The organism is Pseudoalteromonas sp. N1230-9 (assembly GCF_032716425.1).
Lineage (GTDB): Bacteria > Pseudomonadota > Gammaproteobacteria > Enterobacterales > Alteromonadaceae > Pseudoalteromonas.
In genome coordinates, this window is the sequence record NZ_CP090420.1 from 279,595 (window position 1) to 295,606 (window position 16,012).

Sequence of the window (16,012 nt, forward strand, 5' to 3'; positions counted from 1 at the left end):
AAAATCATTTGCATTTGGTCTTTTCTGTGTGTAGTTTAAATACACAGGTTTTAAGTGCAGGTGATTTTATGACTCAAACAACATCCCACACAGCGCCAACATATCAACCAATTGACGATGCACTTGCCCCATGGCAAAAGGCAATTTATGAAGGAAATTTATCATTTGAATGTGGGGACTTAGTTGTTGCTCGTGACCACTATACAGTCGCTGCAAATATTGCGGAGACACTAATGGCACAGTTTACGAATATACCCTACAGCGACACAGTGGCCGATTCACTATCACATTGCTTCCCGGCGTTTGTTGTTGCAACGCATAACTTAGCAGATACGTTTAAAGTGATGGGTCAACCAGAAAAAGCATGTAATTGGTTATGCCATGCTCATCAAAAGCTTAGTTTGGTGTTATGCCATCCCAATGAAAAAATACGACATCTCGTTCTGCATCATCATCACAAAACCTATTTTGAATTGGTTAAATTTGCCCAAATGTCCGCAGATTTTCCTGAATTGATCACACGCATAAATCATGTATTGAGTGATCATCCTCACAAAACACAGTTACTTCATTAATGATAAGGAAACATGATGGCTTACACATTACCGACATTAGAATATAGCTATGAAGCACTTGAACCACATATTGATGCGAAAACGATGGAAATTCATCATACACTCCATCATCAAACTTATATCAATAAAGCTAACGCCGCATTAGAAGGCAGCCACTATAGTGAGCAGGATGCTGAAAAGTTACTTCGTACTATAGGCTCACTTCCTGAATCATTACAACAAGCGGTGCAAGAGCATGTGGGCGGTCACCATAATCATTCATTATTTTGGCAAGTGATGACACCAAACGGTGGCGGTCAGCCAAGTGGTGAATTAAATACAGCGATTGTTGAAGCATTCGGTAGCTTTGATCAGTTTAAAGAGCAATTTACCAATGCAGCGGTTAGTCGCTTTGGTAGTGGCTGGGCTTGGTTATGTGTTGATAAGAACAACCAGCTTGTTGTTGAAAGTAGCCTAAATCAAGATAGCCCTTTGATGCATAACCACACACCTATACTGGGCCTAGATGTATGGGAACACGCCTATTATTTGAAATATCAAAATCGTCGTCCTGAATACATCGCCGCATTTTATGAGGTTATTAATTGGCCTGAAGTTGAGCGCCGTTATTTAGCAGCAACTAAATAAACGTTTATCAAATAGGTTAAGGTCCGAAACTGGCTAGTCAAAAAAAATTATTCAGTTAAGCTAAGCATATTAGCGAGTAACGAGAATAATTATGACTAGCCAACAATGGCAAACAGCGAGGCAAAGCCGTGACGCTCGTTTTGACGGCGTATTTTTTGTTGCTGTTAAAAGTACGGGCATTTATTGCAGACCTATTTGCCCCGCACCGACTGCGCAAGAAAAAAATGTTGAGTACTATCAGTACGCGCATTTAGCCGCGCAAGCTGGTTTTAGACCTTGCATACGCTGTCGTCCAGACAGTGCCCCCAATAGCCCTGCATGGTTAGGGACCAAAACCACCGCATTACGTGCTAAGCAACTCATTGATAAAGGAGAAGCCTACGATTGTGAGGTATTAGCTGATAGGCTAGGGGTGTCGAGTCGTTACTTACGTCGTTTGTTTAATCAACATTTTGGACTCTCGATCACCCAATATCGATTATTTAATCAATGCAATTTTGCCAAGCAGTTATTACAAGAAACCGATTTGTCGGTGGCAGATATCGCATTTGCATCAGGTTTTAACAGTATCCGCCGTTTTAATGATGCATTTTTGAAGCAATTAAATATTGCCCCGTCCAAGCTGCGTAAGTCAGATAAAAAGCCAAGTGCGACATTAAATTTAACACTGGCTTTTAGGCCGCCTTATAATTGGCAGGCATACCATGGCTTTTTACAGCGCCGTTTGATTAGTGGCCTTGAATGGCTTACTGCAACGAGCTATGGTCGAACCTTTAAAGACAAACATTGCCAAGGGCAATTTACCGCACATTTTGTTGAGCATAAAAATCACTTTAAAGTGGTCATTGATATTGATAACACCCGTTATTTACAGCAAGTGATCAACAATATTCGACGTGTGCTAGATTTAGATGCCGATACGCACACCATAGAGCTGCATTTAAATGCAGAGCTCAAAGGTGCAATGCCGCTAAGTGAAGGGCTGCGATTACCTGGGATTTGGTCAGAGTATGAAGCGGGTATTCGCGCCGTCCTTGGTCAGCAGGTAAGTGTAACGGCTGCTCATAACCTAGTAACGCAGCTTGTGAACGAGTTTAATCAGCACAGCGACACCTCTTATTTTCCAAGCCCCGAGTGGGTCGCTAACTCAGAGCTCGACTTTTTTAAAATGCCGCAAGCACGTAAAGATGCGCTTAGGCGTTTAAGTGCTTATTGTTATCAAAACCCAGACAACCAAGAACTTGATAATTGGCTAGAACTAAAAGGTATTGGCCCATGGACAGTTAATTACGCCAAACTGCGTGGTCAAAGCCACCCTGATATTTTACTGGCTGGCGATTTAGGGGTTAAAAAAGCCCTCGCTGGAGTAAGCGAATTTGATAGCGAACGATGCGCACCTTTTCGTTCATATTTAACTTTTCAACTATGGCAGCAACTATGAGCATGCAACAAGTTATTATGCCAAGCCCCATTGGCGACATTACCATTCAAAGTACTTCAAAAGGTATTAGCTATGTAGGCTTTTACCCAGTTGAAATTATGCAAACAGATAAGGTGAATGAACATACACTAACACCGATTTTAATCTGTATTAGCGAACTGAATGAATATTTTAACGGTGAGCGTACTGCGTTTACTGTGCCGTTAGATACCAAAGGTACAGACTTTCAAAGGCAAGTTTGGCGTGCACTAATGAACGTTGAATTTGGCGCAAGTAAGAGTTACCAAGATATTGCGCTGGCTATTAATAACCCAAAAGCAGTGCGTGCAGTAGGGGCGGCAAATGGCAAAAACCCAATCAGTATAATTGTGCCATGCCATCGAATTATTGGCGCAAATGGTAAACTAACAGGCTACGCTGGGGGACTTAGTAGAAAAGAGTGGTTGCTTAGGCACGAAGGCATTTTGTAAAAATTAAGTTTGGCTTCTACACTGGTATTAATTTACTAAATTCGTAGTTTATTATGACAGTGACGTTATTTTATATTAGGTGTGTAGTAGCCATTGCCGTGTTTGCCACATTTTATTCGCAAGCCAGAAGCATACAGACTATCAATATTTGTTATGCTGATTCTGCGAAAGCGCCACTATTTTTGAACGCTCGGAATGAAATCCCCATTTTTGCAGCGCAAACCCAATTCAATATTTTAAAACATATTGACGATAACCTAGCTAAGATAAATTTTATTTTGCACAAAAAAACACGGCAATCTTGTATCGAAGCAATAAAAACAGGCGAAATGGATGCTCATCTAAGCGCATTTAATAACGAAAAGTTAAGCTATGCGGCTTTTCCTGTTAATAACAATAAGCAACCTATTAGCGAATTTGCACTTACACGATTTAGCCAATGTTTACTTGGTAATAGGCGCTTTCATACCAAGTGGGAGTCGCGGGAAGTGTTTCAGCGAAAAGCGTTCTCTCTTGTTGTGCCAAATGGGTTATTTATTGGTGATGCTGCAAGTGAAGAAACATTTTTTATAGAGCATTCATTTACGCAACAAGAGGCGGTGAATCGAGTTATAGCAGGAAATGCAGATGCAACGTTAGCAATATGCGAAATCGGTAATAACACAGTTGATTTGTCTGTATACCATAAACATAAATTAGCGCCTGTATTTCCGCCGCTTAATACGACAACGGCTTATTTAGCTTTTTCAAACAGCTTTTATTCAAAACATGAAAATGTTGTTAAACTAGTGTGGCAGCAGCTAGCAAAACAACCTATTTCCTCTCATTACGCTCAACTTCTTCATCTAAACGTGACCGATTAAAACACTGCACTTTAAAACGCAAAGGAAAGGGTGATGTTACGGCGTGATTAAGGTAGCATATTGCGACTTTATTTTATGGGCAACCTCATGGCACAGCTGTACTTTTATTATTCTGCGATGAATGCAGGAAAATCGACAACACTTTTACAATCTGCATTTAACTACCGTGAACGAGGTATGGAACCCGTTATTTTAACTGCGGCAATAGATGATCGTGCAGGGGTGGGTAAAGTGTCATCGCGAATTGGTTTACAAGCTGATGCACACATTTTTGATGCTGATAAAAACGTATTTGAATTGATTAAAACGTTGCACGCGGAGCAAAAGCGTCACTGTATTTTAGTTGACGAATGTCAGTTTTTATCAAAAGAGCAAGTTATGCAACTGACTGATGTAGTTGATGAATTAGGTATACCGGTACTTTGTTATGGCTTACGTAATGACTTTAGGGGCGAGTTGTTTAGCGGCTCACAATACCTACTTGCATGGGCAGATAAACTCATTGAGCTAAAAACGGTGTGCCATTGCGGCCGTAAAGCGAACCATGTACTGCGCACAGATGAACAGGGCAATGCAATAGCTGACGGTAATCAGGTAGAAATTGGCGGCAACGACCGCTACGTATCGGTGTGCCGCAAACATTATAAAGAAGCGTTAAACCTCGGCCGATAGCGCCGAAATAAAGCTATCAATATCTTGCTTAGTGACCCCTAAATGGGTTACTAAGCGCAGTGGTTTACCTGCTGAAAATAGTATGTTTTGCTTTTTTAGGGCTTTTACTACAGCGCTTAAATCGATACTTTCATCAACATTTGCGTAAACAATGTTGGTATCAATTTGAAACGATGATGTGTCAAAACCCGCTAACGCGTTTAACTGCTGTGCTAAATAAGCAGCGTTCTCGTGGTCATCAGCAAGTCGTGCTACGTGATGCTCAAGTGCATACTGCCCTGCGGCCGCAAGCATACCCGCTTGGCGCATACCACCACCGAGCACTTTACGCCAGCGGCGCGCTTTATCTATTAATGCTTTTTTTCCTAACAAAAGTGAGCCTACAGGGGCTCCAAGCCCTTTTGATAAGCAAATAGACACCGAATCAAAATAATGTGTGATTTCTCTAATATCAACCCCTAACTTAACCGCAGCGTTGTACACACGGGCACCGTCTAAGTGCAGAGCAAGGTTATGTTTATTTACACATTCTCTTGCTTGCTTAAGGTAGCTAAGTGGGAGTACTTTGCCGCCAATAGTGTTTTCTAAGCTCAGTAGTTTGGTTTTTGCAAAGTGAAAATCATCAGCTTTAATTGCAGCCACTACTTTGTCTAAATCTATAGTGCCATCAGTATTATTCTCAATAGGTTGCGGCTGAATAGAACCTAAAACAGCAGCACCGCCACCTTCAAATTTGTAGTTATGTGCTTGTTGACCACAAATGTATTCGTCGCCACGTTCACAATGCGCCATCAGTGCCAGTAAATTTGCTTGTGTACCTGAGCTACAATAAAGGGCGCTTTCAAAACCATGGCGCTCAGCAGCATATTGTTCAAGCTGATTAACGCTTGGGTCGTCGCCGTAAACATCATCACCGACAGCTGCGTCATTCATAACTGCGCGCATCTGTGCTGTAGGTTTAGTTACTGTGTCTGAACGAAAGTCGATCATCTTATTATCCTTATACTAGTTCGTTTAGAATGGCTTGGCGGTCGTTTTTATCAAAGTAACTCCAAGCAATGAAGCGACTTATTTTTTGGCCTTGTGCCATTTTTATAACTTTTACATCTTTCACATCAAGTGTACTAAGCAATTTTTTTAAAGCTGGCAAGGTGTCAGACTTAGAAACCAGTGACGTAAACCAAATACACTGCTCGGCAAACTCTTGGCTTTCAATGATCATTTTACTGATGAATTCGCGCTCACCACCTTCGCACCAGAGCTCATTTTGTCGGCCACCAAAATTAAGCACTTTTTGCGGGGCTTTGTTTAAGTTTTTCCACTTACGGTCAGTACCTTCTTTGGCCTGTTGTTCACTGGTATGAAATGGTGGGTTACATAAAGTAAGGTGAAACACATCTTTATGAGAAATAATCCCTGTAAACATTTTATTGGTATTGCTTTGCTGCTTTATGGTAATTTTAAGTCGATTAAATTGCACAATTTGCTTTGCAATTTTAACGGATAAGGCATCGATATCTGAACCTGTAAAGTGCCAGCCATATTCGAGATTACCAGTAAGTGGATAAATCACATTTGCACCTGTTCCTACATCAAGCACTTTTACTTGTTTACCTGTTGGTATGTGCCCTTGGTTATCTTTTGCTAGTAAATCAGCTAAGTGATGAATGTAATCAACACGCCCAGGTACCGGCGGGCAAAGGTAGGTGTCGGGCAAATCCCAAAAATCGATTTTGTAATGACTTTTTAATAACGCTTGGTTGAGCGTTTTGACCGCTAATGCATTGGTGAAATCTATCGTATCAGTCCCCGTTGGCGTTTGCTTTATAAAGGCTGCTAGGGCAGGGGTATCTTTGCATAGCAAAGTAAAGTCGTAGCCATTTAAGTGGCGATTTCGCGGATGCATTAAGAAAAACCTATGTATTAGCCATATTAAAAGCAGATTGTAACAAATTAATCTTGGCTCTGGCGCAGTTGCGGTGGATATTTTTATAACTAGCAAAAGGTTAGTATGTTCGATACAAACATTTGATGATTACATAAAGTACTCAAGCTTGATTAAGACCTTTGTTAATAGTCATGTTCAAAACTTGCTGAATGCTGGGGTTAACGTCGTTATGGATTTTCCAGCTAATACCGTAAAGCAAAGAGCTTGGTTTATATCACTGTGTTGTGAAATAAACAGTGAACATGAATTTTAGTATTTAGATTTAACCGATGAGCAATGTTTATCTCATCTCGCTAAACGTCGGATTGAACAACCAGAAAGAGCTATGTTTGACACAAAAGCTGTATATCATCAAGTAACCCAGTATTTTGAAGCACCAATGGCTAGTGAAAACCTTCGTTTGATACGTGTAAGAAAAGTTCGCATAACAAGCTGCTTAAAGCAGAACCATAACGCATGGCATCTTACTAAATTAGCTTTAGTGTTTACGTCGCAATTGTTTAGGTCGGAGCAAACCTTACCTATTACCTAACACAGCGTTACTACACTCCTGTTTTGGCATTAACATGAATAACTCACTGAATTTGTTTATGTCACAGGCAGCGATAAGCAAATTGCTTGCGCTAGTATAATTAAGCTCAATAGGATATTCTCATCGGCAATTTTTATTAAGATGTATTTTATTATAAAAGGATTTTTATGTTTGAGAGCATCTCTGCGCTATCTGGCTTACTGGCTACGATTTGGATTTCTGTCGGTGTTTTCGTAACGGCTAAGTTTTACCCGAATTACGATCATAAAAACCAATTTTGCAGTGAATTAGGCGCTGCGGGTAGCCCCACTGAAAAGTTATCACCTATTATCAATAATTATCCACTCGGTTTTATATTTTGCTTATTTGGTTGGCATTTAACACAGCTTAATAATGCGAACATTGCTCTTGTCGTTACAGGTATTCTTATAATGCTCCATGGAATAGGAACATGGGTTGCGGGTTACTTTCCAATGGATAAAGACCCTTATACCCAGTCACCAACGTTGAGCTGTAAAATACACTCATGGGCGGGTGTTATGATGCTTTTATCTCTTTTAATTGCCCCTGTAATAGTCGCATTAAGCCCTGCCTCTACTTATATTCCTTTTGAGTTTAGAGTGTTTTCAATTATTGTCGTTTTGTTAGCTATTTTTTATTTAGTAAAAATGGCTAAAGGTTTGAAAAATAGAAAATTAACTGGCTTTTATCAGCGTCTATCGTACTGGGTCAAGTTGATCTGGCTAAGTGTTCTATCTTTGTTATTAATATAAGGTTAGTTACATAGTTGAAGTCTGCTGATAGCACTAAAAATACAAACAATAGATTGACAGGAAATTTATGAGAGAAGAATTGAGAGCCAAAATACTGGAAGTTTGCGATAAAAAAATGAAGAGCAAGGGAGAGAATGTTAGTCTGTCATTTTACGCCTTTTTTAAAAATAAAAATGATTGCCCTGAATTGCTAATGGAAGCGGCTACATGGTGGATCCAAACTCATAAGTTAGATCACTTTGTTAAAGCAAAAACGATCAAAGAGATGGTAGAAAGTAATTTATAACAAGCTCTCTTAGACGCCACTAACATGTGTCTTGATATTCAACTGCACTTGGTTTAAGAATGAACGACAACCGGTATCAACTTTACAAGTATGCAGTCTTGGAATATTTTCTAAATTACTACCACATTAAAGGTACATATGAAATTTGAAGTCCTCACTAAAAGTCATGTAAGTAAACTATTGGACTTTGAATTGAAAAATAGAGAATGGTTTGAAAGTTATATTTCGCCAAGGCCTAATGACTTTTACTCTCACAGCGGTGTTAATAAACATATTGATTCTCTACTTAATCAAATAAATTCAGGTAATGCCTTTTGCGGAGTTATACTTAAATATAATGTTATTGTCGCGAGAGCTAACTTAAAAAATATTTCAGACCAAAGTGCTTATGTCGGTTATCGTGTTGGCAAAGATTTTACATCTCAAGGTGTGGCAACTTACTGTTTAGAGCAATTAATTGATATTGGAAAAAGTAAGCTTAATTTAAAACAACTCAACGCCCAAGTGCTAAATAATAATCCTACTTCAATGCACATATTGCACAAATTTGGTTTTGAAGCTGTTAGTACAACACCAAACTTTATAAAATTAAATAATAAACAATTAAGTTGCACTGAACTCATCTTAAAATATGCATGACTATGCAATCAAGAGCCCACACACATAGCTAACGCTTGGTTCTTTAACTGAGCCAAGCTTCGATAAAGAGCGAATCACAGAACTTTGTTTTTTGTTAACTTTATCAATTAATTACCTCGTAAAGTAAACATCCGTAAGTAGAAATGCGAGACGGTTTGAGGCAAAGAATTGAACTAATCGTTCAAATATTATTAAGGTTAAGGAGTAACATGGATATTTCACTGGAAGGAATAGGTAAATCGAATTACGAAGCTGTTTGTGATTTAGATGTAACCGATGAGCAAGAAGAGTATGTAGCTAGCAACATGTGGTCTCTTGTAGAAGCTCATTATAACTCAGGGTATATCTGCAAAGCGATTTGCCACAATGGTCAGCCAGTTGGTTTTTTTATGTGGGTTTTAGAGAACCCATCCAAAATTTCAATTTGGCGTTTTATGGTAGACCAACATCATCAGAAAAGGGGCATTGGAAGAAAAGCGTTAAAGATGGTTTTAAAAGAAATCACGACAGATTCGACAATCAAGGAAATCGAGATTTGCTACAATCCCAAAAACCCAGTGGCAAAAGACTTTTATTCTAGTTTTGGTTTTGAGGAGGTTGGCATGGACGAAGATGGTCAAGACATGCTCGCTCTTATTAAGCTATAAAAACCTAATAAAACGCTCCAACCACATTAGCTTTGGTGTTTAGGTGGTAGGCCGAAACGGCTATATTATGTTGCTCACCTTTAACGGGTAGTATTAAGATAGAGGTTAAAATGTCTTCTGTACCAAGAAATAAGGTTGAATTGAAGTTAGCTATAGACTCAACATTTCCAAAATTAATGGCTGATTATCGCTCAATTCCACAAAGCAAAGCTCGTAAGCTTGGCATAGAGGGAAACGTCAAAGGTACAATCATTAGCGTTAGTGACACAGTGGCTTACCTGATTGGTTGGAGCAAGCTCGTTCTTAAATGGTACCACCTAAAATCTCAAAATCAGCATGTGGATTTCCCTGAAACCGGTTATAAATGGAATCAACTGGGGTTACTCGCCGAAAGTTTCTACGAAGAATATCGTGATTGGAAATACGATGTTCTTCTCATGGAGCTTGAGTCTACGGTGAACGAGATACTTTTACTTGTTTCAAGTTTAAGTGACCATGAGTTATATGGTGTCGCGTTGTATGAGCAATGGACTTTAGGGCGTATGGTCCAGTTGAATACGTTATCCCCTATGAAAAATACGTACTAAAGTTCGACGTTTCAATAGAGAGTATACATATTAGGGCGTATCAAAGGGATTCTCAGTGCTTGGCATCTTCGATTAGTTTTAACGTTAGTGTTTACAGCACAGCAAGTTAGGTCAGGTGGTTGCGTTGTTTGTACTTTTAATAGTTCACAGATTATTTTTAACCCACTGAAATTTAATATAAATAATTTTTAAGTTTAATAAGCTAGCTTCTTCTGTTGTTTTTTCTCTGCGTCTCTAAGTGCCAAGGAAGTGACGGAATTTAAAATTCGAAATACGCATACTCTGCAAATAAAATCTCAAGAAACTGGACTGGATTATAAGTTATATATTCGCCTGCCAAACGATTACTCAGAAAAACAAAAGCTACCTGCTGGTTTTATTAAACGCCATAGGTTATTCAGTTACGGTGGCAAGTGGTATGTACATTTTACTATAAACATCGTTACGCTCGCGTTTTCCAACTGCTAAAACGGTCACATGATTATATTGCCTTTAACTTCATAGGCGTGACGATAGCCAGACTGACTCAGCTTAATTTTATAAATACAGATGCATATTTTTATAAATAGGAAAGTTTAGCTTTATATTTTATCAGTATAAGTTTAAAAATTTAAATTTATACCTAGAAAATTTTCTTAAAATTAATGGAAGTGATCGGTTAATAGTATAAGTTTCTTATAGCTGCTAAACGATTTCTCACGAAATAATTATTTCTAAACCTTTCTTTATATCCAAATTAGCTTTTGTAACTTTTTGGTTTTATTTTGTTTTTTGCAAATGTAATTTAATGGGTTGTGAAAATAGTTAAATTAAGATGTTTTTTATGTTGACTTTATGCCCTTTCAAGGTATTTTTAAAGTGTACCTTTTGTAGGTGCACTTTAAAAATGTCAAATAAATTGGAGGATTTTATTATGAATATAAATAAAGAAAAATTATTTCATCCGAAAGGTGTTTTATTTACTGCAGTAAAACTGTGGTCAAAAAATGAAGTTAAGAAGTCTTAACTCTAATACTTCTCAAAGACAAAGCTTAGCTTTGTCTTTGATTTCTTGTATTTCATATATTGAAAGGTTTAAATTCCAATGGAAACACTCGAAAAATTACTGGAAAAAAAGAAATATTTTGATGAAAGAGTAACTGCCTCTATCTTATATTTGAGTGAGGCATTGAAAGTTGAAATTCATAATACTTCAGAGCTTTCTCCTAGTTGGATGACTTATGGCTACTACTTTTCGTGTTTGAAGAAAATTGAGGAAAATGATTTAGTGGTTGCTAAATCCTTCCTACAAAAAGCTATAGATAGTTATCATTATAAGTTATCAGAAATAAAGGTAACTTTTGCGGATAAAATGTTTATGAAAAGCGAAGAGCATGCATTGATTCGTTCCATATATGATAGACCTGATAACAATGAAGCAGCTTATTTATTTGGTGCTTTTTCAAATGATTTAGAGCAGGAAAAGAAAAAAATATATAAAGCACTTTCAACCATTGAAACTCACTTGCCAGAATATTATCAACAATTAGTTAACTTTATTCCTAATTTGCTAATTACTGGTCCTACGGACACGCGGTTTATTACTTCTGCTTCAACAGTTAAGTTATTCGGATGTGTGATTATTGGATCATACGGAACTAGTTCTATATGCACATATCTTGAAGATTTGATTCATGAGTTGGCGCATCATAGATTATTCTTAGAGCAAGCACATGATGAATTAATAAAAAACTCACCTAATGAAAAATATCCAGCTCCATTCCGCTCTGACTTGCGACCTATGGCGGGGCTATTTCATGCTCACTATGTGTTGGGGAATATTTTTAAAACATTTCATACTTTATCGTGTTTGGAAGAATGGAAAAAAAACGCAGAATTTCAAGAGATGTTATCAAGTGCAAAGAGGCGTTTCTATCATGGCAAAGAAATAATCGATCAGCATGGTCAATTTACTGAACGAGGTTTAAATATATACCAAACCATAAATAAAGAAGTTGATTTGATAGTCGTTTCTGCGACATAGCGTTTGATTTATTAGGCCTTAATTTATGAGCAGTTGTAAGAAAAATCAAAATATGCCATTGCTAATGATGGCTTATTTTATCTCGTCTGCTGGAAATTGGATTTTCAAATTTGCCACCCCCTTATATATATTTACTGCAACAAGCTCCGCACAGCTAATGGCTTTGGCGTATGCAGCGCAATTTTTACCTGTCGTTCTCTTTTCGTTGTTTGTTGGCTACGTATCCGAGCGCTTCGATAATAAAAAACTGTTGCTGCTTATGGATTTTATAGGATTTGTATTGTGCTTAGCTTTATTTAGTCTGTGGCATGATGAAATGCCTAGTGAGCTATATATATTATATTCATTTTTAATTGCATCTATAACAACTTCTTATCATAGCTTTTTTCATGGTGCTATCCCAAGAGCTTTCACATCAAAACAAATCCATTCTGTGTCAGGTGGGATCGCTTTTATAGATTCATTCTTTCCCATTCTGGGGCCTATGCTGGGAGCTGTTGTGGCTTCTGTTATAAGCTATAAATCTGCTTTGCTTCTTACTGGTTTTGGCTTTTTAGTTTCTTGGTTTATAACTTTATTTATTGTATTTCATGATCGTGAGCTAGAGAAAACTGGCAGCCTTTATAAAACTATTAAAAACGGATTCAAAATAATAATTGAATCAAGATTTCTCTCTTTTGCTATTCTACGGTTTTTTATGGCTGGTATTGGTTTGAATTGTTTTGTTTCTTTATTTATGTTTTTACTTAAAACAGAATATTTTCTTTCAGATGTAGATGTCGGTATTGTTTATGCCATTTCTTTTATTGGGTTATTAGTCGGTAAACGAATTACGTCTTTTATTTATAATTATAGGTTTGATATAGAATTACTATTAACGTGCACAGGCTTGGTAACTGCATTATGCATATATTTGTTATCTATTAGGATAGGTTTTGTAGCAGTGGTTGTTGCATGGAGTGTCATAACAATGATGAGTACAATCAATCTTATTATTTTATATACAGAAAGACAGAAAGAAGTTGATAAGTCTAATATTACTAATGTTGTCTCTATTTCAACAATGCTAATTTTATTGTCATTTCCCATAGGCTCTTTTAGTGCAAGTGAGCTAATAGAATTCTTGAACGTATTTGATGTTATTAATATCTCTGCTTTATATTTACTTATTTTAAGTGGTATTTTTCTTTTGAGCTGGTGTTACAGTTGGGTAAAGCGACTCTCTAGGCAAGATACTAGTGAAGAAAGCTAGGTTTATTCTTTACAAGGTAATTGTGACTTTAGAGGTTTATTTTTGCAAATTGTGAGAATTGTTTCATTAAATGGTAAGGCTCAATAAAGGAGGCAGCTTTAAAAGCAAAATTTCTAGGGTTTAACTTTTTAAACATTTGATACATATTTGGCTTTAAAAATACAATTAGAGTTCATCGCATCATGCTTGCTTTGCTTAATAGACTGGCGTAACTTAATACTGGTACGATGAGTCTATAAGAATAAAAAGGTCAAACGTGACGATTAAACAAGAATCAGTATTTATAAAGCTCGCCGAAAGCCAAACATTACACTTACGCCGTATTAGTAGAACGGATGCCAAAGGGCCTGCAGTGTTTTTTATGCATGGTGCTGTAGAAAATGGCAAAATCTTTTACACCCACAGTAATAAAGGCTTGGCCCCTTTTTTAGCTGAGCAGGGTTATGTTTGCTATGTAGCTGATTTACGTGGTCGTGGAGAGAGTAAGCCTGCCATATCAAAGCATGCAAAGTATGGTCAAACTGAAGCTATTTTAGAAGATATTCCCGCATTTTTAGAAAAGATTAAACAGCTTGAAGGTGAGCCTGCTCGTTATTGGGTGGCACACTCTTGGGGCGGGGTGTTAATGAACAGTGTATTTGCGCGTTTTCCTGAGCTGATTGACGATGTAAAAGCGTGTGCTTATTTTGGCTCTAAGCGGTCTTTGTATAACCACCATCCGAGTAAGTATATTCAAGGTAATTTAATTTGGTATGGACTGGCGCCATTAGTTGCCCGCAAGCATGGCTTTGTTCCTGCTAAAAAACTTAAGTGGGGCAGTGATGATGAAACCCGTAAATCCCATTACCAAAGTATGCAATGGGCTAAGCGCAAACCTTGGGTCGATACTGATGATGGTTTTGATTACGCTAAAGCATTAGCCGATAAATCGTTACCACCTATCATGCATGTTGCGGGGATTAAAGACAAAGCACTGTGCCAGCCCATTGATATCGAAAAGTTTATGGCTGAGTCAGGTATAGGTAAACAAACTATGACTATTTATGGGCGAAAACATGGTCATAAAGTCGATTATGACCACATTAACATGCTTACTCATCCACAGGCTCGTCAGGATCAGTTTGTTGATCTTCTGAACTGGTTTGAGGGCCACTCATAAGCTTTTGTATTGCTACTTCGTAGCGTTTGTATTTTTCTGTTGCCTTTGTCGAAAGCGGTTGCCTGACAGCCGCTTTACTGAGTGTCGCTACAGGCTTGTTCGATTTATAAAAATCTAAAAAGTGGTCACTGTATTTAATAGCCAAAAACTCGCTTAAAGATTGCAATGTTTGCTTTGGCTCTGTAACAAGTTGTTCATAGTTAAGATCAAAAATCGCTTCTGGCATAATGTGCTGCCAATGTGCCATAAGCTCAGTGTATAAATCAAAGTACTGTTTGAACTCAGTGAGAGAGCAAAAGTAGGGTTCGTTTTCAGCAAAATAATTGCTAAAGACTGACCATGCAATCGCATTGTAGTCGCGCTGCATATTAATAAACTTGGCATTTGGAAATAACAAATAGATTAAGCCGAGAGATTGATAATTAGCGGGTAGTTTGTTGATCATAAATGGGCGCACTTGGGGCGCTTGTTTTATTCGTTCAATGTAGATGTTACGGGCATGATTGATCAGCCCTTGATCAAGCTTCGCCAAGCAAGCAGGGTAAGGGGTCTGCGTTTGTTGTTCAATATACGCGACTACTTCATTACTAATGCTTGCATCTTCGCCTAAGCTTGAAAAGCTATCATGGCTTATTAACATTTGCTCAAGCAAAGTTGAGCCACTTCTGGGCATACCAATAATAAACACTGGCGTAATAGTACCACTAAAAAAGCGATCGCGAGAATTGATTAAAGCCTGGCTATTATGTTGAATAATATCGTGGTAAAACGGCGTAAGCGCTGCGGTTTTAAATGTTGTTAACTTAGACTGTAGTTTGTTGGCAAGTGTAAAGTAATTAAATGCTTGGTCTGTGTCGTCTAAAATATCGTAGCTTTTACCTAGCGCATAATAACAAACCATTTTTAAGCGTAAGTTATTCGTGAGTGTGAGAAACTGATGCAGTTCTTGTATGTAGTTTTGCTCGTGATTAAACCGAGCAAACTGCACAAGTTCAAATAAAATATAGGCTTTTACGGGGTAGTCACCCATAGTCAAAGCATGTTGCAATGTGCTGTACGCTTTATCTAGCTCGCCATAAGTTAAGTAGTGTTGAGCAAGGTAGTAATGAGGCTCAGGATTGTGACTGGCGATGGACTTTGCATACTCAAGCACAGTTAAAGCATCGTTTGGAGAGTGAACACCATTAAACGCATCTGCAAGTGCATGCAAAGGCTCAAGCATATAAGGAAGCCGCTCACAAGCGCGTTGTAATAAGTAAACAGCGGCGTCATATCGCTCTAAGCGTAGCGCAATTCTACCTAGACCAAATAGGGCTTCACCACTTTCAGGGTTGGCATCTAACAATGCTTTGAAGTGAAATTCAGCTTCTTTTAATTTGTTTTCTGCAAGGAGTTGATTGGCTTTATTTAGCAACATGACATTACGATGAAATTATTATTTTTATTCACTATAAAACGAAAAAGGCGAAATGTCTTTCGCCTTTTTATTTAGCTTGGTTAGTTCCTACTCTGTATGAA

Annotated in this window: 16 protein-coding genes and 1 pseudogene; 14 read left to right on the top strand and 3 right to left on the bottom strand. The window is 37.9% G+C overall.

Translation table 11 applies throughout. The features are described 5' to 3' along the window. The first annotated feature begins 68 nt into the window (after positions 1–68). The 6 genes from LY624_RS18635 to LY624_RS18660 all read left to right on the top strand — a co-directional run bounded on the left by LY624_RS18635 (position 69) and on the right by LY624_RS18660 (position 4,648). Positions 69–575: a hypothetical protein gene (locus LY624_RS18635; RefSeq protein ID WP_341804779.1), complete on the top strand. Its 507-nt coding sequence runs from the start codon at positions 69–71 to the stop codon at positions 573–575. Between the two features lie 15 nt (positions 576–590). Further along, positions 591–1,202: a superoxide dismutase gene (locus LY624_RS18640; RefSeq protein ID WP_130152173.1), complete on the top strand. Its 612-nt coding sequence runs from the start codon at positions 591–593 to the stop codon at positions 1,200–1,202. Positions 1,203–1,293: 91 nt separating this feature from the next. Next, positions 1,294–2,643, top strand: coding sequence for a DNA-3-methyladenine glycosylase 2 family protein (locus LY624_RS18645; protein WP_130152172.1), 1,350 nt, complete (start codon positions 1,294–1,296; stop codon positions 2,641–2,643). 2 nt (positions 2,644–2,645) lie between these two features. Beyond that, positions 2,646–3,113, top strand: a complete 468-nt coding sequence (locus LY624_RS18650; RefSeq protein ID WP_205989608.1) for a methylated-DNA--[protein]-cysteine S-methyltransferase — start codon at positions 2,646–2,648, stop codon at positions 3,111–3,113. A gap of 53 nt (positions 3,114–3,166) precedes the next feature. Next, the gene (locus LY624_RS18655) at positions 3,167–3,976 is read left to right on the top strand and encodes a hypothetical protein (RefSeq protein WP_130152170.1); all 810 of its coding nucleotides are present in this window, start codon (positions 3,167–3,169) and stop codon (positions 3,974–3,976) included. An 87-nt stretch (positions 3,977–4,063) separates the two neighbouring features. Then, entirely contained in the window at positions 4,064–4,648 is a 585-nt protein-coding gene (locus LY624_RS18660; RefSeq protein WP_130152169.1) for a thymidine kinase, read from the top strand. On the opposite strand, the gene ltaE is transcribed toward LY624_RS18660, so the two are convergent. Together ltaE and rlmF are read right to left on the bottom strand one after the other, a co-directional pair. Further along, the gene (ltaE, locus tag LY624_RS18665) at positions 4,631–5,638 is read right to left on the bottom strand and encodes a low-specificity L-threonine aldolase (protein WP_130152168.1); all 1,008 of its coding nucleotides are present in this window, start codon (positions 5,636–5,638) and stop codon (positions 4,631–4,633) included. The two genes, LY624_RS18660 and ltaE, sit on opposite strands and share 18 nt — an antisense overlap. A gap of 10 nt (positions 5,639–5,648) precedes the next feature. After that, positions 5,649–6,554: a 23S rRNA (adenine(1618)-N(6))-methyltransferase RlmF gene (rlmF, locus tag LY624_RS18670; protein WP_341804780.1), complete on the bottom strand. Its 906-nt coding sequence runs from the start codon at positions 6,552–6,554 to the stop codon at positions 5,649–5,651. Positions 6,555–7,295: 741 nt separating this feature from the next. Here rlmF and LY624_RS18675 point away from each other — a divergent pair. The 8 genes and pseudogenes from LY624_RS18675 to LY624_RS18710 all read left to right on the top strand — a co-directional run bounded on the left by LY624_RS18675 (position 7,296) and on the right by LY624_RS18710 (position 14,494). Next, the gene (locus tag LY624_RS18675) at positions 7,296–7,901 is read left to right on the top strand and encodes a DUF998 domain-containing protein (RefSeq protein ID WP_341804781.1); all 606 of its coding nucleotides are present in this window, start codon (positions 7,296–7,298) and stop codon (positions 7,899–7,901) included. 67 nt (positions 7,902–7,968) lie between these two features. Continuing rightward, positions 7,969–8,187 carry a DUF6500 family protein gene (locus tag LY624_RS18680; protein ID WP_341804782.1) on the top strand — a complete coding sequence of 73 codons (219 nt, stop codon included), beginning with the start codon at positions 7,969–7,971 and terminating at the stop codon, positions 8,185–8,187. 138 nt (positions 8,188–8,325) lie between these two features. Next, positions 8,326–8,826 (top strand): GNAT family N-acetyltransferase, encoded by a 501-nt coding sequence (locus tag LY624_RS18685; RefSeq protein ID WP_130152162.1) that lies wholly within the window; start codon positions 8,326–8,328, stop codon positions 8,824–8,826. A gap of 209 nt (positions 8,827–9,035) precedes the next feature. Further along, positions 9,036–9,473 carry a GNAT family N-acetyltransferase gene (locus tag LY624_RS18690; protein WP_130152161.1) on the top strand — a complete coding sequence of 146 codons (438 nt, stop codon included), beginning with the start codon at positions 9,036–9,038 and terminating at the stop codon, positions 9,471–9,473. A gap of 110 nt (positions 9,474–9,583) precedes the next feature. Beyond that, positions 9,584–10,094, top strand: a pseudogene (locus LY624_RS18695) (ClbS/DfsB family four-helix bundle protein). A gap of 1,050 nt (positions 10,095–11,144) precedes the next feature. Next, a complete protein-coding gene (locus LY624_RS18700) occupies positions 11,145–12,083 on the top strand; it encodes an aKG-HExxH-type peptide beta-hydroxylase (RefSeq protein ID WP_341804783.1) in 939 nt (312 codons plus the stop codon). Between the two features lie 25 nt (positions 12,084–12,108). Then, positions 12,109–13,335, top strand: a complete 1,227-nt coding sequence (locus LY624_RS18705) for an MFS transporter (protein ID WP_130152158.1) — start codon at positions 12,109–12,111, stop codon at positions 13,333–13,335. 256 nt (positions 13,336–13,591) lie between these two features. Further along, entirely contained in the window at positions 13,592–14,494 is a 903-nt protein-coding gene (locus LY624_RS18710) for an alpha/beta fold hydrolase (RefSeq protein ID WP_341804784.1), read from the top strand. Here the strand turns inward: LY624_RS18710 and LY624_RS18715 are convergent. Next, positions 14,427–15,911, bottom strand: coding sequence for a tetratricopeptide repeat-containing sulfotransferase family protein (locus LY624_RS18715; RefSeq protein WP_341804785.1), 1,485 nt, complete (start codon positions 15,909–15,911; stop codon positions 14,427–14,429). The two genes, LY624_RS18710 and LY624_RS18715, sit on opposite strands and share 68 nt — an antisense overlap. Positions 15,912–16,012 lie beyond the last annotated feature (101 nt).

What these genes read in the sequence shown, in the direction of transcription:
- LY624_RS18635 (WP_341804779.1), top strand. Translation starts at nt 69, where the DNA reads ATGACTCAAACAACATCCCACACAGCGCCAACATATCAACCAATTGAC.
- LY624_RS18640 (WP_130152173.1), top strand. Translation starts at nt 591, where the DNA reads ATGGCTTACACATTACCGACATTAGAATATAGCTATGAAGCACTTGAA.
- LY624_RS18645 (WP_130152172.1), top strand. Translation starts at nt 1,294, where the DNA reads ATGACTAGCCAACAATGGCAAACAGCGAGGCAAAGCCGTGACGCTCGT.
- LY624_RS18650 (WP_205989608.1), top strand. Translation starts at nt 2,646, where the DNA reads ATGCAACAAGTTATTATGCCAAGCCCCATTGGCGACATTACCATTCAA.
- LY624_RS18655 (WP_130152170.1), top strand. Translation starts at nt 3,167, where the DNA reads ATGACAGTGACGTTATTTTATATTAGGTGTGTAGTAGCCATTGCCGTG.
- LY624_RS18660 (WP_130152169.1), top strand. Translation starts at nt 4,064, where the DNA reads ATGGCACAGCTGTACTTTTATTATTCTGCGATGAATGCAGGAAAATCG.
- ltaE (WP_130152168.1), bottom strand. Translation starts at nt 5,638, where the DNA reads ATGATCGACTTTCGTTCAGACACAGTAACTAAACCTACAGCACAGATG.
- rlmF (WP_341804780.1), bottom strand. Translation starts at nt 6,554, where the DNA reads ATGCATCCGCGAAATCGCCACTTAAATGGCTACGACTTTACTTTGCTA.
- LY624_RS18675 (WP_341804781.1), top strand. Translation starts at nt 7,296, where the DNA reads ATGTTTGAGAGCATCTCTGCGCTATCTGGCTTACTGGCTACGATTTGG.
- LY624_RS18680 (WP_341804782.1), top strand. Translation starts at nt 7,969, where the DNA reads ATGAGAGAAGAATTGAGAGCCAAAATACTGGAAGTTTGCGATAAAAAA.
- LY624_RS18685 (WP_130152162.1), top strand. Translation starts at nt 8,326, where the DNA reads ATGAAATTTGAAGTCCTCACTAAAAGTCATGTAAGTAAACTATTGGAC.
- LY624_RS18690 (WP_130152161.1), top strand. Translation starts at nt 9,036, where the DNA reads ATGGATATTTCACTGGAAGGAATAGGTAAATCGAATTACGAAGCTGTT.
- LY624_RS18700 (WP_341804783.1), top strand. Translation starts at nt 11,145, where the DNA reads ATGGAAACACTCGAAAAATTACTGGAAAAAAAGAAATATTTTGATGAA.
- LY624_RS18705 (WP_130152158.1), top strand. Translation starts at nt 12,109, where the DNA reads ATGAGCAGTTGTAAGAAAAATCAAAATATGCCATTGCTAATGATGGCT.
- LY624_RS18715 (WP_341804785.1), bottom strand. Translation starts at nt 15,911, where the DNA reads ATGTTGCTAAATAAAGCCAATCAACTCCTTGCAGAAAACAAATTAAAA.